The organism is Pseudomonas sp. TE3728 (assembly GCF_056279145.1).
The window spans coordinates 3,068,631-3,084,534 of the sequence record NZ_JBWBQT010000001.1; the positions used below are offsets into that span (position 1 = coordinate 3,068,631).

The following is a 15,904-nucleotide window of genomic DNA, read 5'->3' on the forward strand; positions in this document are numbered from 1 at the left end:
AAATGCTCAGCGGGCGATGATCAGCGGATGCCCACGCTCCGGGTGCGGTTGCACCAGTACTTCCAGCCCGAACACGGCCTTGAGCGGTTCCGGGCGCAATACCTGCTCCGGCGTATCCAGCGCCACGGGACGCCCACCTTCGAGCAGTAATAGACGATCACAATAGCGTGCCGCCAGGTTCAGATCATGCAGGATCACCAGCACCGCGGCACCACGATTGGCGAACTCGCGCACCGCTTGCAGAGTGGTGTGTTGGTGCAGCGGGTCGAGCATCGACGTCGGTTCGTCGAGCAACAACGTTTGCCCCGCCTCCCCCGGCCACAGCTGCGCCAGGACGCGTGCCAGGTGCACCCGCTGACGCTCACCACCGGACAATGCCAGATAACTACGACCACTCAGGTGCTGCGCATCGGCCGCGTGCAGCGCGGCGGCGACGATTTCGTCATCCCTGACCCGGCCGCTTTGATAAGGCAAACGCCCCATGCCGACCACTTCTTCGACGCGAAAGGCAAAGTCCAGGGTCGACACCTGCGGCAACACCGCCAAACGCGGGGCTCGCTGCGCCCCGGCCCAATGATTCAGCTCGCGCTCATCGAGCCAGACGCTGCCGTGGTCCGCCTGCAATTCGCCGCACAGGGCGCCGAGCAATGTGCTTTTACCGGCACCATTGGGGCCCAGCACGCCGAGCACTTCGCCCGGTTTGAGCTCAAGCGTGATGCCCGTAAGGACAATCTTTCGGCCTCGCCGGATTTGCAGATTCTGCGCGCGCAACATCAGGCACGCCCCCTGAGCAGTAAATACAGAAAGAACGGTGCGCCGATGAAAGCCGTGACAATCCCGATCGGCAACTCGGCCGGCGCCAGGGCCAGCCGCGCCACCAGATCGGCAAATAACAAGAGACTGGCCCCCGCCAATACCGATGCCGGTAACAGCACACGATGATCCGGGCCGGCCAGCAGCCGCACCAGATGCGGCACCACCAGACCGACAAACCCGATCATCCCCGCCGCCGCAACCGCCGCACCGACGCCCAGTGCCGTGCAGAACACCAGTTCGCGCTTAAGCCTTTCGACATCAATACCCAGGTGACCGGCCTCTGACTCCCCCAGCAACAATGCATTCAAGGCCTTGGCCCGACGCGGCAGCCACAGCGCCACACCGGTGCTCACTAGCAACAACGGCCAAAGTCGCGAATAACTGGCGCCGTTAAGGCTGCCCAGGTTCCAGAACGTCAAGGTGCGCAGGGTCGCGTCATCCGCCAGATAGGTGAATAACCCTACCGCCGAACCGGCCAGGGCAGTCAATGCAATACCGGCCAGCAGCATGGTGGCGACGTTGGTCTGGCCATTGCGTCGCCCCAGTCGATAGACCAGCGCCGTTACACCCAGCCCACCGAGAAACGCGCACACCGACAACAGGTAAGGCCCGAAGGATTCCGGCAGACCGCCGAACACCGAGCCGCCGACAATCGCGATGGCTGCGCCCAATGCCGCACCGCTGGAGACTCCCACCAATCCCGGATCGGCCAGAGGGTTGCGAAACAGGCCCTGCATCGCCACACCGGACAGCGCCAAAACGCCGCCCACCGCCAGGCCCAGCAAGGTTCGCGGCAAGCGAATCTGCCCCAGGATCAACTCGGCCTGCTCCAACCCGTCGGGCGCGATGGGTAAACCCATCAGCCGCAACGACGCGCGTAACGTGTCGAACAACGGCAAACTCACCGGCCCCAACGCCAGCGACAACCAGATCGCCAGCAAACACAGCAGGCTCAGGCCAATGAATAATGCACGGGGTTTAACCAGAACGGTCATTGGCCGGTCGCACTCAGGCGCATAAACAGCTTCCTTGAAAAGTTTTGCCGGGCATCGAGAGAACAGGCCAAGTATCCTCGGCATCCGGCAATCGCCCTGGGGGGTGAGCGGCCATTTGATATTTGCTTGCATTTGAACGTCAAGCTCGGACATATCCGCTCACGAGCTGCGGGACTTGAGGATAGACATGAAGCTTCTTTGCACAGGCGCCGAATTGGCTGACGCCAGCAGTCGCGGTTTCGACGTTGATGGTCAAAAGCTCTTCGCCGTGCGCCGGGCCGGCCGGGTGTATGTGTATGAAAATCGCTGCCCGCACCGGGGCGTCGGACTGGAATGGAAACCCGACCAGTTTCTCGACCCCAGCAACAGCCTGATCCAGTGCGCCACCCATGGCGCACTGTTTCTGATCGAAGACGGCGAATGTGTCGCCGGCCCGTGCGCCGGGCAATCCCTGACCACCATCCCCTGTCGCGAAGACGAGCAAGGGATCTGGCTAACCGTTTAACAGCACCTCCAGGCGCCGATCGACCACCATCTCTTGATGGGTCAAGTGCACGCCATACGCCAGCACTTCGACCCCGCACGCCACCGCTTCGCGTAACGCCGCCGCGTAGGCCGAATCGATTTCTTCAGCAGGACGCACGGAGTCGATGCCGGTCAGGTTCACGCAATACAACTGCACGGCACGAATCCCGTCCCGGGCCAAATGCGCCAACTCCCGCAAATGCTTGGCCCCGCGCTGAGTCACGGCGTCAGGAAATGCCGCCACCAACGAGCCATCGAAGCCCAGGGTGACGCTTTTGACTTCTACATAGGCTGGCCCGCTCGGGTAGTCGAGACGGAAATCGATGCGGCTGCTCTCCTGACCGTAGGCCACTTCGCGCTTCAATTCGGTAAAGCCGTTCAGCTCGGTGATGACATTGGCCCTCAACGCCTCCTCGATCAAACCGTTGGCGCGCCCGGTGTTTACGCAGAACAGTCGCCCCTGCGGGGTTTCGCCGACTTCCCAGGTGCCGGGCAATTTACGCTTGGGGTCGTTGGAACGACTGAACCAGACCTGCCCGCCTTCGACTTGGCAATTAAGCATCGAACCGGTGTTAGGGCAGTGAATGGTCAGCAACTCGCCGCTAACGGTTTCGATATCAGCGAGAAAACGTTTGTAGCGACGAATCAAGCGACCTTCTTCGAGGGGAGGATGAAAACGCATCAGCCTTGCCAGCTCCGCAAACCACGAGCGATCCGCTCAACCGCTTCCTGCAAACGTGGAAGACTTTGGGTGTAGGCAAACCGCACATGATGCCCGGCCTGATAACGCCCGAAGTCCAGGCCCGGCGTAATCGCGACGTGCTCGGTTTCGAGGAAATGTCGGCAGAACGCGAAGGCATCGCCGCCGAACTTGCTGATATCGGCGTACAAGTAAAATGCACCCTCCGGCTCCACAGCGATACCGAAGCCCAACTCCCTCAGGGCTGGCAGCAGGAAATCACGACGTCGGCCGAACTCGGCGCGACGCTCCTCGAAAATCTGGATGGTGGCGGGTTCGAAGCAAGCCAATGCGGCGTGCTGGGCCATACTCGGGGCGCTGATGTAGAGGTTCTGGGCGAGTTTTTCGAGCTCACCGACCGCCGCTTCTGGCGCTACCAGCCAACCGAGGCGCCAGCCGGTCATGCCGAAATACTTGGAAAAACTATTGAGGACAAAGGCGCTGTCATCGACTTCCAGCACGCTGGCCGCCTCCGTGCCGTAAGTCAGGCCATGGTAGATCTCGTCGACCACCAAATGGCCGTGGCGGGCCTTGATCGCTGCAGAGAGCCCGGCCAATTCGTCGCGGGTCAGGATGGTCCCGGTCGGGTTGGCCGGCGATGCCACCAGGGCGCCGACGCTGTCGTGATCCCAGTGGCGCGCCACCAGGTCCGGGGTCAGCTGATAACGCACGTCCGGGCCGACCGGCACCAGTTGCGCCGCGCCTTCCACCAACCGCAGGAAGTGCCGGTTGCACGGGTAACCCGGGTCTGCCAGCAGCCAGTGTTTACCTGGGTCCACCAGCAAGGCGCTGGCCAACAGCAACGCGCCTGAACCGCCGGGAGTGATGAGAATTCGTTGCGGATCGATGTTCAGCCCGTAACGTTGCTGATAAAAGCCCGAAATGGCTTCACGCAGCTCAGGAATGCCGCGGGCAGCGGTGTAACGGGTCTTCCCCGCCGTCAACGCGGCTTGGCCGGCCTGGATGATCGGCTCGGCGGTGGTGAAGTCCGGCTCGCCGATTTCCAGATGAATCACGTCGTGCCCGGCTGCTTGCAACTCGTTGGCTCGCGCCAGCAGGGCCATGACGTGAAACGGTTCGATAGCGCGACTGCGCGCACTGTAGGACAGAGCCATTAGCCTTCCTTACAACGGGGAAAAGAATCGATTCTACCCAAGCGCAGGAACGAGCGAGAACCTAAAGCGGTCAGAGCCCATATAACGCTGGTCTCAAACGGTTCAAGCGTATGCTCCAGGTTTGACTAAAATCAATAATTGATCAGGTCTCCAGAGCCACCAGGCAAGGCTTTGCAATCTTTTGCAAGGCCCACGGGCCGCGGGCTCGACATCCGGGAGTAGCGCGGTCCGATTTGATCTGGTAAGTTCGCCCGCTTGCAGCCGCAGGGCCGGCAGGTGTCGGTGATGGAGCAATCCTGCGCAATGGATTACAAGAGTAGAGGCGGTCCATTTCATGCCCACCCAAGCAAAGCAACAGCAGAACCAGTCGATCAGCGGCTTCGAACCCTACAAAGAAGTGAAGGGCGAAGAGTACATGGGCAAGCCCATGCGCGCTCACTTCACCAAGATCCTGAACAAGTGGAAACAGGACTTGATGCAGGAAGTCGACCGTACTGTTGATCACATGAAAGACGAAGCGGCCAACTTTCCTGATCCGGCAGACCGTGCCAGCCAGGAAGAGGAATTCAGCCTCGAATTGCGCGCCCGCGACCGCGAGCGCAAGCTGATCAAGAAAATCGACAAAACCCTGCAATTGATCGAAGACGAAGAATACGGCTGGTGCGAGTCCTGCGGCGTCGAAATCGGCGTCAAGCGACTGGAAGCCCGCCCTACCGCCGACATGTGCGTTGACTGCAAGACCCTGGCGGAAATCAAGGAAAAGCAAGTCGGCAAGTAATCTTGGCGACTTGAACGAAGAACGGAGCGTGCGAACGCTCCGTTTTTTTGTTTCTGACATTTGCCCTGGCAGCAAACCTGTGGGAGCGAGCCTGCTCGCGAATGCGGTGTGTCAGGCACTAATGTTGGAGCTGATGCCCCCTTCGCGAGCAGGCTCGCTCCCACAGGGACTTGCGCACGACCAGAGAAGTAACATTCGTCCATGACTGCCACGACTTCCCCTCTCTACATCGGCCGTTTCGCTCCTACACCCAGCGGCCACTTGCATTTCGGTTCGCTGGTCGCAGCACTGGCCTCCTACCTCGACGCCCGTTCGGTCGGCGGCCGCTGGTTGGTGCGCATGGAAGATCTCGATCCGCCGCGCGAAGAACCCGGCGCTCAGGCAGCGATTCTCAAGGCGCTGGAAAGCTACGGGTTCGAGTGGGATGGCGACATGGTCCGACAGAGCGAGCGGCACGCGGCCTATGACGAAGTCATCCATCGCCTGTTCAATCAGGGCCTGGCCTACGCTTGCACCTGCTCGCGCAAGCAACTGGAGCCATATCACGGCATCTATCCCGGGTTCTGCCGCAACGCGGGGCACGGCACCGAGAACGCGGCGATCCGCCTGCGTGTACCGGAACTGGAATACCACTTCATCGACCGGGTGCAGGGCGAGTTCCGTCAACATCTGGGGCGGGAGGTGGGTGATTTCGTGATCCGCCGCCGCGATGGGCTCTACGCCTATCAACTGGCAGTGGTGCTGGACGACGCCTGGCAAGGCATCACCGATATCGTGCGCGGCGCCGATCTGCTGGATTCCACGCCGCGCCAGCTCTATCTGCAAGAACTGCTGGGCCTGCCGCAACCGCGCTACCTGCACATCCCGCTGATTACCCAGCCGGACGGCCACAAACTCGGCAAATCCTATCGCTCGCCGCCGCTGAACGAAGATCAGGCCACGCCGCTGTTACTGCGCGCATTGCGGGCGCTGGGGCACAAACCTGCGACCGAACTGAATGACGCCACGCCACGGCAAGTGCTGAACTGGGGGATTACCCACTGGGATGCATCGCTGATCCCGCGCACACTGACGTTGCCCGAAGCGCAACTGCAGTGATGCCACTTGCAGTGGCGCGCCCATCCGTTACCATCGCCGCACGTTTTCGGGCACGCGCATAAAAAAGAGAGGCCGGGATGTACATCTATCGCTTGGTCCTGCTCCTGGTAGTGGGGATTTATCTGTTCTCCCCGGCCATCATGGATTGGTGGATCGACGCCACGGGCGCCTGGTATCGCCCTTATTTGCTCTGGCTGATTCTGATTGTCGTGACCTTCATTCTGCAGAGCCAAAAAGATGCCGATGAGCTTTAGCCTGACCCAGATGATCCTGATCAGCGCCGCGTACCTGGCGGTGCTGTTCGGCGTGGCCTGGGTCAGCGAACGGGGCATGATCCCCCGGGCGATCATTCGCCACCCGCTGACGTACACCCTGTCGCTGGGCGTTTACGCCAGTGCCTGGGCGTTTTATGGCACGGTGGGCCTGGCCTATCAGTACGGCTACGGTTTTCTGTCCAGCTACCTCGGGGTTTCCGGAGCGTTTCTGCTGGCGCCGGTGCTTCTGTACCCGATCCTGAAAATCACCCGCACTTATCAACTCTCGTCCCTGGCCGACTTGTTCGCGTTTCGTTTCCGCAGCACCTGGGCCGGCGCACTGACGACAATTTTCATGCTGATCGGCGTCCTGCCGTTGCTGGCGTTGCAGATTCAGGCAGTGGCCGATTCCATCAGTATCCTCACCCGCGAGCCGGTGCAGCATCGCGTGGCCCTGAGCTTCTGCGCACTGATTACGCTGTTCACGATTTTCTTCGGCTCACGCCACATCGCTACCCGCGAGAAACATGAAGGCCTGGTGTTCGCGATTGCCTTCGAATCGGTGATCAAACTGATCGCGATTGGCGGCGTCGGTCTGTATGCGCTGTATGGCGTGTTTGATGGGCCGCAACAGCTGGAACTGTGGCTGCTGCAAAACCAGACCGCCCTCGCCGCCCTGCACACACCATTGCAGGAAGGCCCGTGGCGCACGCTGCTGCTGGTGTTCTTCGCCTCGGCGATCGTGATGCCGCACATGTACCACATGACCTTTACCGAAAACCTCAACCCGCGCTCACTGGTCAGTGCGAGCTGGGGTCTACCGCTGTTTCTGCTGTTGATGAGCCTCGCGGTGCCGCTGATTCTCTGGGCCGGCCTGAAACTCGGCGCCACGACCAATCCGGAATACTTCACCCTGGGCATTGGCATCGCCGCCAACAACAAAGCCTTGGCGCTATTGGCCTATGTCGGCGGATTGTCAGCGGCCAGCGGCCTGATTATCGTCACCACGCTGGCGCTGTCCGGGATGGCGCTGAACCATCTGGTGCTGCCGCTCTATCAGCCGCCGGCCGAAGGCAATATTTACCGTTGGCTGAAATGGACCCGCCGGGCGCTGATCGTCGCGATCATCATGGCCGGTTACGGTTTTTACCTGATGCTGGGCGCCGAGCAGGATTTGGCTAACCTCGGCATCGTCGCCTTCGTCGCGACGCTGCAGTTCCTGCCGGGGGTGTTGTCGGTGCTGTACTGGCCGACCGCCAACCGCCGCGGCTTCATCGCAGGTCTGCTGGCGGGGATTCTGGTGTGGCTGGTGACCATGCTGCTGCCGCTAGTCGGCAATCTGCAAGGCTTCTACATTCCGCTGTTGAACATGATTTACGTGCTGGACGACACCAGTTGGCACATGGCGGCAATCGCCTCGCTGGCCGCCAACGTGCTGATGTTCACGCTGATCTCGTTGTTCACCAACGCAAGTCCCGAAGAGGCCAGCGCCGCCGAAGCCTGCGCGGTGGACAACGTTCGCCGCCCACAACGCCGCGAACTGCACGCGGCCTCGCCTCAGGAGTTTGCCACGCAGCTTGCAAAACCATTGGGCGCCAAGGCTGCGCAGAAAGAAGTCGAGCAGGCGCTGCGAGACCTCTATCTGCCATTCGATGAACGCCGGCCATACGCCTTGCGCCGTTTGCGGGACCGTATCGAAGCCAACCTCTCGGGCCTGATGGGGCCAAGCGTGGCGCAGGACATGGTCGAAACCTTCCTGCCCTACAAGGCTGGCGGCGAAAACTACGTCACCGAAGACATCCACTTCATCGAAAGCCGTCTTGAGGACTACCACTCGCGCCTCACCGGTCTTGCCGCCGAACTTGATGCCCTGCGCCGCTACCACCGCCAGACCTTGCAGGAGTTGCCGATGGGCGTGTGCTCGCTGGCCAAGGATCAGGAAATCCTCATGTGGAACAAAGCCATGGAGGAACTGACCGGGATTGCCGCGCAGCGTGTGGTCGGTTCGCGCCTGAGCACCATTGGCGATCCGTGGAGAGAACTGCTGCAAGGCTTCATCAATCTGCCGGACGAGCATTTGCACAAACAGCACCTGGCTCTCGACGGTCAGACGCGCTGGCTGAACCTGCACAAAGCGGCGATCGATGAACCGCTGGCGCCGGGTAACAGTGGTTTGGTGCTGCTGGTGGAAGATTTGACCGAAACCCAGATGCTCGAAGACAAGCTGGTGCACTCCGAGCGCCTGGCCAGCATCGGTCGACTGGCGGCCGGCGTGGCCCATGAAATCGGCAACCCGATCACCGGCATTGCCTGTCTCGCGCAGAACTTGCGCGAAGAGCGTGAGGACGACACCGAGCTCACGGAAATCAGCGGGCAGATCCTCGAGCAGACCAAACGCGTGTCACGCATCGTTCAGTCGCTGATGAGCTTCGCCCACGCCGGCAGTTATCAGCACAGTGACGAGCCCGTCTGTCTGGCGGAAGTGGCCCAGGATGCCATCGGCCTGCTGGCCTTGAACCGGCGCAATTTCGAAGTACAGTTCTACAACCTGTGCGATCCCGACCATTGGGTCGAAGGCGACCCGCAGCGGCTCGCCCAGGTATTGATCAACCTGCTCTCAAATGCCCGCGACGCCTCGCCTCCGGGCAGTGCGGTGCGAGTCAAAAGCGAAGCCGGCGAACACACGGTCGATCTGATCGTCGAAGACGAAGGCAGTGGTATTCCCTCGAGCATCATGGACCGACTGTTCGAACCTTTCTTCACCACCAAGGACCCTGGCGAAGGCACCGGTCTGGGCCTTGCACTGGTCTATTCCATCGTTGAAGAGCATTATGGACAAATCACCATCGACAGCCCGGCTGATGTTCAAAGCCAACGCGGCACCCGTATCCGGGTAACTTTGCCGCGTCATGTCGAAGCGACGTCCGCTGTGAACTGAGACCGTCGAGAGTATCGAATCAATGCCGCACATTTTGATCGTCGAAGACGAAACAATTATCCGCTCCGCCTTGCGCCGTCTGCTGGAACGTAACCAGTACCAGGTCAGCGAAGCCGGATCCGTGCAGGAAGCACAAGAGCGTTTCAGCATCCCCACATTTGACCTGATCGTCAGCGACCTGCGCCTGCCGGGCGCACCCGGTACCGAGTTGATCAAACTTGGCCAGGGCACTCCGGTGCTGATCATGACCAGTTACGCCAGCCTGCGTTCGGCCGTCGACTCCATGAAAATGGGCGCGGTGGATTACATCGCCAAGCCTTTCGATCACGACGAAATGCTCCAGGCCGTCGCGCGAATCCTGCGTGACCGGCAATCGGCGCAAGCCAGCGGTGAACCGGTCGTCGGCAAGACGAGCAATGGTGCCGCGAAAAATGGTGTCGACAACAGCAACGGCGAAATCGGCATTATCGGCTCCTGCCCGCCGATGCAGGACCTGTACAGCAAGATCCGCAAAGTCGCGCCAACCGATTCCAATGTCCTGATCCAGGGCGAATCCGGTACCGGTAAAGAACTGGTAGCACGCGCCCTGCATAACCTGTCCAAACGCGCCAAGGCGCCGATGATTTCGGTGAACTGCGCGGCCATTCCGGAAAGCCTGATCGAGTCCGAACTGTTCGGCCACGAAAAAGGCGCCTTTACCGGCGCCAGTGCCGGGCGTGCCGGGTTGGTGGAAGCGGCGGACGGCGGCACCTTGTTCCTCGATGAAATCGGCGAACTGCCACTGGAAGCCCAGGCCCGCCTGCTGCGTGTGTTGCAGGAAGGAGAAATCCGCCGGGTAGGTTCGGTGCAGTCGCAGAAGGTCGACGTACGCCTGATTGCCGCGACGCACCGGGACCTCAAGAGCCTGGCGAAGATTGGGCAGTTCCGTGAAGACTTGTATTACCGCCTTCACGTAATCGCCCTGAAACTGCCGGCCTTGCGCGAACGCGGTGCGGACGTCAATGAAATTGCCACTGCATTCCTCGCGCGGCAGAGCGCACGGGTCGGCCGTACCGATCTGAAGTTCGCCCTGGATGCCGAACAGGCCATTCGGCATTATTCCTGGCCGGGTAACGTTCGCGAGCTGGAAAATGCGGTCGAACGCGCGGTGATCCTGTGCGAAAGCCCGGAGATTTCCGCCGAGCTGCTGGGCATCGACATCGAACTGAGCGATCTGGATGACGACGACTTCATCGGCCTGGCGCCGCAGCAGGGCAACGGCGCCGGTAACACCAGCCACGAACCGACCGAAGATTTGTCCCTGGAAGACTACTTCCAGCATTTCGTTCTCGAGCATCAAGACCACATGACCGAAACCGAACTGGCCCGCAAACTCGGGGTCAGTCGCAAATGTCTGTGGGAGCGCCGTCAGCGCCTGGGCATTCCGCGGCGCAAGACCGGGGTAGCCAGCGAGAGCTGAACCGCACCTGTCGGATGTGCGGGTAACACATGACATTGTGAAAAAACTGTTACCTCAGCTTTTTCGCGTAACAGAAGCCGGGGCTTACGGTAACGAAGCCCCGGTTTTTTTGGGCCTCGAAAAACACCATTAGCCCGCCTAACCCCTTGTTTTACTGGGCCTCGCAAAAGTTGGCACGCACCCTGCTATATGTTTGGTACAAGAACAATAACAAGCAATGTACAAGACAATAAAAATAAGACGAATCGACTCACGCACAATAAAAACAAGACGGCGAGAGGCGTAGCTAACTGATTCTTTTGGAGAGGCGTTGCATTTGGGGCTTGCCCCACGACCAGGCCGAGAATAATAAAAAACTGTCTCAAGACAGTGCCTGAACTGGTTGGATCGAACGATCACAGCAACACAGCGACCAAAGCAATCCGTTTGCTCTTGGCTCCCGATTGGGAGGGTCATGAAGGAAAACTTCATGGCGAGGGCGCTCAACAAAAACAAGAAGCCCGAAACCAATAATAAAAATAGAGCATGCAACTACTTCTTGGGGAGCTTCGGCTCCCCTTGTGGTTTCTGCGATTTGAAAAACCTCCCCCGCCTGCGCTTCGCTTTTCTCTTGTAGCTTGTGGCTTGCAGCTCATATCTGCTGTGTCCTACACCATCCCCCGACTAAATGCTAGAATCCCCGCCCATCATGCGGTCATTCTTCGTTATGGCCGAACATTCCTTCAAACAGTGCATCCCATGCTGAAGAAGTTGTTCCAGTCATTCCGTTCTCCCAAGCGTCATACGCAACACATTCGCAGTACGCCTGAAGTGCTCAACAGCGGCCAACATTCGCTGCAAAAGGCACAATTCAGCCGTTACGCGGTGAATATCGTCGAACGCCTGCAGAACGCCGGTTACCAGGCTTACCTGGTCGGCGGCTGTGTGCGTGACATGCTGCTCGGCATCACGCCGAAAGATTTCGACGTCGCCACCAGCGCCACGCCTGAACAGGTACGCGCCGAATTCCGCAACGCGCGGATTATCGGTCGGCGTTTCAAACTGGTGCATATCCACTTTGGCCGCGAAATCATTGAAGTCGCGACCTTCCGCGCCAATCACCCGCAAAACGACGAAGACGAAGACAGCAACCAATCGTCTCGTAATGAAAGCGGGCGCATATTGCGCGACAACGTCTATGGCACTCTGGAAGAAGACGCGCAACGCCGCGACTTCACCATCAACGCCTTGTATTACGATCCGGTTAGCGAGCGCATTCTCGACTACGCCAACGGCGTACACGACATCCGCAATCACCTGATCCGCCTGATCGGCGATCCGAAGCAACGCTACCAGGAAGACCCGGTGCGGATGCTGCGGGCCGTGCGTTTCGCCGCCAAGCTGAATTTCGGCATCGAAAAACACAGCGCCACGCCCATTCGCGAACTGGCGCCGTTGTTGCGTGAGATCCCGTCGGCTCGTCTGTTCGAAGAAGTGCTCAAGTTGTTCCTCTCCGGCTATGCCGCGGACACATTCGAAATGCTGGTCGACCTGCAGCTGTTCGATCCGCTGTTCCCGGCGAGTGCGGCAGCGTTGGAGTACAGCCCGACCTACACCCATACGTTGATCAGTGAAGCACTGATCAACACAGACCTGCGAATCAAGCAGAACAAGCCGGTCACCCCGGCGTTCCTGTTTGCCGCCCTGCTCTGGCCTGCCCTGCCGGCCCGTGTGTTGCGCCTGCAAGAACGCGGCATGCCGCCGATTCCGGCGATGCAGGAAGCCGCTCACGAATTGATCGCCGAGCAGTGCCAGCGCATCGCCATTCCGAAACGCTTCACCATGCCGATCCGCGAGATCTGGGACATGCAGGAGCGCTTGCCACGGCGTAGCGGCAAACGCGCCGACCTGTTACTGGACAATCCGCGGTTCCGTGCCGGTTACGACTTCCTGCTGCTGCGTGAAAGCGCCGGTGAGCAGACCGATGGCCTGGGCGAATGGTGGACCGATTATCAGGACGCCAACGACAGCGAACGCCGGGACATGATCCGCGACCTCAGCGGCAAGGACGACGGTACCGGTGCTCCACGCAAACGTCGACGCAGCGGCGGTGCCAAACGCAAGCGCGCGGCCGGCGCACCGAGCGCTACAGGCGAATAAGCCATGGAACGCATCTACATCGGTATGGGCAGCAATCTGGCTGACCCCGCCGAACAGTTGCGCAGCGCTGTCGCAGCGCTGGCGCAATTGCCGCAAACCGAACTGGTCGGGGTTTCCGGGTTTTATCAAAGCGATTCGCTGCTGCCCGGCCAACCGCGTTACACCAACGCGGTCGCCGCACTCGACAGCGCTCTCGCGCCACTGGACCTGCTGGATGCACTGCAGGCCATCGAGAACGGCCAGGGCCGCGAGCGCCTTGAACGCTGGGGCCCACGCACGCTGGATCTGGACATCGTGCTGTTCGGCGATCGACTGATCGACGAACCTCGCCTCAAAGTCCCCCACTATCATTTGCAGGAGCGAGCCTTTGTGCTCTATCCGCTGGCCGAGCTGGCACCGGCGGATCTGCGCTTGGCCGATGGCCGCAGCCTCGCAGAATTACTCACTGCCTGCCCGTTCGTCGGGTTGGAACGCATTTCTCACGCCTGACAAAATATCCCTGTGGGAGCGAGCCTGCCCGCAATGACGGACTGACATTCAACAATGATGTTGACTGAATGACCGCTATCGCGAGCAGGCTCGCTCCCACATTGGTTTTTTGTCGGACAAAAAATCTGCAAATCATCCCTGCCGACCTGCTGAATCGCATCAGTAACGCCGGTAACACCCCACGCGTAACAATGCGGTAACACACGCAATTGACTTCCCGGGTTCTCCTCACGACTATAGGCGTCCCGCTGCCGCCAACGCGGCGCCAAAGGGCGCAATCCAGGCCTTACAAGCACCACGAAAGAAGGTGCGCCTGTATAAATGACGAATCACGCGCGTTACTCGCAGTAGTTTCCAAAGCGCCTGTAATGAGGATTTTTTCATGCCAGCCATCACCCTGACCACGCTCCAGAGCCTCAAGCAGAAAGGTGAAAAGATCACCATGCTGACCTGCTATGACGCGACCTTCGCCCACGCCTGCAACGAGGCTGGGGTTGAAGTGCTGCTGGTGGGCGACTCACTCGGCATGGTTTTGCAGGGTCACGACAGTACCCTGCCGGTGACCACCGCCGAAATGGCCTACCACGTGGCAGCCGTCAAACGCGGCAACACCGATGCCCTGATCCTCGCCGACCTGCCCTTCATGGCTTACGCCACCCTCGAACAAACCATGACCAACAGCGCCCTGTTGATGCAGGCCGGTGCGCACATGGTCAAGGTTGAAGGGGCATTGTGGCTTGCGGACTCGATCCGTCTGCTGGCCGAACGAGGCATCCCGGTGTGCGCGCACATGGGGCTGACGCCGCAATCGGTCAACATCCTGGGTGGCTATAAAGTCCAGGGCCGCAACGAGAACCAGGCGCGGCAAATGCGTGCCGACGCGATTTCCCTGGAACAGGCGGGTGCGGCCATGCTGCTGCTCGAATGCGTGCCCAGCGAACTGGCCGAAGAAATCTCCCAGGCGGTGAAGATCCCGGTGATCGGCATCGGCGCCGGCAGTGGCACCGACGGCCAGGTGCTGGTCCTGCACGACATGCTGGGCTTGTCCATTACCGGCCGCGTGCCGAAATTCGTGAAGAATTTCATGACTGGCCAAACCAGCGTCCAGGCAGCCTTGAGCGCTTACGTCACTGAAGTCAAAGCGGCGACTTTCCCTGGCATCGAACACGGATTCTCTGCATGAACACCGTAAAAACCGTACGCGAACTGCGGGCCGCCGTGGCCCGCGCCCGTAGCGAAGGCAAACGTATCGGCTTCGTGCCGACCATGGGCAACCTGCACAGCGGGCATATCGCGCTGATTACCAAAGCCACCCAACGGGTGGATTTCGTGGTCGCGAGCATTTTCGTCAATCCGCTGCAGTTCGGCGCCGGCGAAGACCTCGACAAGTACCCGCGAACCCTGGCCGCCGATCAGGAGAAACTGCTTCAGGCCGGTTGCCATCTGCTGTTCGCACCCACCGTCGAAGAAATGTACCCCGATGGCATGGCCGGTCAGACCCGCGTCAGTGTTCCGCAACTGTCCGAAGGCCTGTGCGGCGCCAGCCGTCCGGGGCATTTCGAAGGGGTGGCGACCGTAGTCAGCAAGCTATTCAACATGGTCCAGCCGGACTTGGCGATCTTCGGCCAGAAAGACTTCCAGCAACTGGCGGTGATTCGCGCCCTGGTGCATGACTTGAACATGCCGATCCAGATTATCGGTGAGCCTACCGTACGTGCGGCCGACGGTCTGGCGCTGTCGTCGCGCAATGGTTTCCTCAGCGAAGAACAGCGGGCCATCGCGCCGGTGGTCTATCGCACCCTGACCCATATTGCCGATGCAATTAAACAGGGCGAGCGCGATTACCCGACGTTGATCAACGAGCAGATCAAGCAACTCGAAGCCGCCGGTCTGCGAGTGGACTATCTGGAAATTCGCCATGCGCTGACCTTGCGTCCGGCGACGGCGGAAGATCGGGATCTGGTGATTCTGGTGGCAGCGTTCCTGGGCACGACGCGGTTGATCGACAACCTGCATTTGAACCTTGACGCTGCGGTTTAAACGACAAGATCAAAAGATTAAACAGCAACATCAAAAAATAACGGTGGGATCAAAAGATCGCAGCCTGCGGCAGCTCCTACGCGCCTGTGGGCGCTCCCGCCGTTCGATTCCGACCTGGGGAAACACTCATGCACGCCATCATGCTCAAGGCCAAGCTGCATCGCGCCGAAGTTACCCACGCTGTACTCGATTACGAAGGCTCTTGCGCCATCGACGGTGAATGGCTGGACCTGTCCGGCATCCGTGAGTACGAACAGATCCAGATTTACAACGTCGACAACGGCGAACGCTTTACCACCTACGCGATTCGTGGCGAAGAAGGTTCGCGCATGATTTCGGTCAACGGTGCCGCGGCGCACAAGGCCAAGGTCGGCGACCGCGTGATCATCTGCGCTTACGCCCACTACAACGAAGCCGAGCTGCTCAACTTCAAGCCGCGCATGCTCTATATGGCGCCGGGTAACGAGTTGAGCCACACCAGCAATGCCATTCCGGTTCAGGTCGCCTGATCGAGCCGAC

15 protein-coding genes are annotated in these 15,904 nt (G+C 60.1%); 11 read left to right on the plus strand and 4 right to left on the minus strand.

Annotation, left to right across the window (positions count from 1 at the left end; all coding sequences use genetic code 11):
- Positions 1-6: 6 nt before the first annotated feature.
- On the minus strand, positions 7-774 hold the full coding sequence (locus ACZ89R_RS13160) for a heme ABC transporter ATP-binding protein (RefSeq protein ID WP_429545573.1): 768 nt from the start codon (positions 772-774) through the stop codon (positions 7-9).
- Positions 774-1,757 carry a FecCD family ABC transporter permease gene (locus ACZ89R_RS13165; protein WP_429547859.1) on the minus strand — a complete coding sequence of 328 codons (984 nt, stop codon included), beginning with the start codon at positions 1,755-1,757 and terminating at the stop codon, positions 774-776. The genes ACZ89R_RS13160 and ACZ89R_RS13165 overlap by 1 nt, the downstream gene beginning before the upstream one ends.
- Positions 1,758-1,998: 241 nt before the next feature.
- On the opposite strand from ACZ89R_RS13165, the gene ACZ89R_RS13170 reads away from it, so the two are divergent.
- Positions 1,999-2,316, plus strand: a complete 318-nt coding sequence (locus ACZ89R_RS13170) for a Rieske (2Fe-2S) protein (RefSeq protein WP_429545572.1) — start codon at positions 1,999-2,001, stop codon at positions 2,314-2,316.
- Here the strand turns inward: ACZ89R_RS13170 and sfsA are convergent.
- Positions 2,305-3,018 (minus strand): DNA/RNA nuclease SfsA, encoded by a 714-nt coding sequence (gene sfsA, locus ACZ89R_RS13175; protein WP_429545571.1) that lies wholly within the window; start codon positions 3,016-3,018, stop codon positions 2,305-2,307. The genes ACZ89R_RS13170 and sfsA overlap by 12 nt on opposite strands.
- A complete protein-coding gene (locus tag ACZ89R_RS13180; RefSeq protein ID WP_429545570.1) occupies positions 3,018-4,190 on the minus strand; it encodes a pyridoxal phosphate-dependent aminotransferase in 1,173 nt (390 codons plus the stop codon). The genes sfsA and ACZ89R_RS13180 overlap by 1 nt, the downstream gene beginning before the upstream one ends.
- A 334-nt stretch (positions 4,191-4,524) precedes the next feature.
- Between ACZ89R_RS13180 and dksA the strand changes: the two genes are divergently transcribed.
- The 10 genes from dksA to panD all read left to right on the plus strand — a co-directional run bounded on the left by dksA (position 4,525) and on the right by panD (position 15,894).
- Positions 4,525-4,968 (plus strand): RNA polymerase-binding protein DksA, encoded by a 444-nt coding sequence (gene dksA, locus ACZ89R_RS13185; protein WP_030130357.1) that lies wholly within the window; start codon positions 4,525-4,527, stop codon positions 4,966-4,968.
- A gap of 201 nt (positions 4,969-5,169) precedes the next feature.
- Positions 5,170-6,066 carry a tRNA glutamyl-Q(34) synthetase GluQRS gene (gene gluQRS / locus ACZ89R_RS13190; protein WP_429545569.1) on the plus strand — a complete coding sequence of 299 codons (897 nt, stop codon included), beginning with the start codon at positions 5,170-5,172 and terminating at the stop codon, positions 6,064-6,066.
- 77 nt (positions 6,067-6,143) lie between these two features.
- Positions 6,144-6,320, plus strand: coding sequence for a hypothetical protein (locus tag ACZ89R_RS13195; protein WP_003176118.1), 177 nt, complete (start codon positions 6,144-6,146; stop codon positions 6,318-6,320).
- Positions 6,304-9,258, plus strand: coding sequence for a sensor histidine kinase (locus tag ACZ89R_RS13200; protein ID WP_429545568.1), 2,955 nt, complete (start codon positions 6,304-6,306; stop codon positions 9,256-9,258). The genes ACZ89R_RS13195 and ACZ89R_RS13200 overlap by 17 nt, the downstream gene beginning before the upstream one ends.
- A gap of 22 nt (positions 9,259-9,280) precedes the next feature.
- Positions 9,281-10,717, plus strand: a complete 1,437-nt coding sequence (locus ACZ89R_RS13205; protein WP_008068513.1) for a sigma-54-dependent transcriptional regulator — start codon at positions 9,281-9,283, stop codon at positions 10,715-10,717.
- A 738-nt stretch (positions 10,718-11,455) separates the two neighbouring features.
- Positions 11,456-12,856 (plus strand): polynucleotide adenylyltransferase PcnB, encoded by a 1,401-nt coding sequence (locus tag ACZ89R_RS13210; protein ID WP_123497189.1) that lies wholly within the window; start codon positions 11,456-11,458, stop codon positions 12,854-12,856.
- Positions 12,857-12,859: 3 nt separating this feature from the next.
- Entirely contained in the window at positions 12,860-13,345 is a 486-nt protein-coding gene (gene folK / locus ACZ89R_RS13215; protein WP_429545567.1) for a 2-amino-4-hydroxy-6-hydroxymethyldihydropteridine diphosphokinase, read from the plus strand.
- Positions 13,346-13,727: 382 nt separating this feature from the next.
- Complete coding sequence (gene panB / locus ACZ89R_RS13220) at positions 13,728-14,528, plus strand: 3-methyl-2-oxobutanoate hydroxymethyltransferase (protein WP_008068507.1); 801 nt, start codon at positions 13,728-13,730, stop codon at positions 14,526-14,528.
- Positions 14,525-15,385 (plus strand): pantoate--beta-alanine ligase, encoded by an 861-nt coding sequence (panC, locus tag ACZ89R_RS13225; protein ID WP_429545566.1) that lies wholly within the window; start codon positions 14,525-14,527, stop codon positions 15,383-15,385. The genes panB and panC overlap by 4 nt, the downstream gene beginning before the upstream one ends.
- Positions 15,386-15,513: 128 nt before the next feature.
- Positions 15,514-15,894, plus strand: a complete 381-nt coding sequence (gene panD / locus ACZ89R_RS13230; RefSeq protein ID WP_123497181.1) for an aspartate 1-decarboxylase — start codon at positions 15,514-15,516, stop codon at positions 15,892-15,894.
- Positions 15,895-15,904 lie beyond the last annotated feature (10 nt).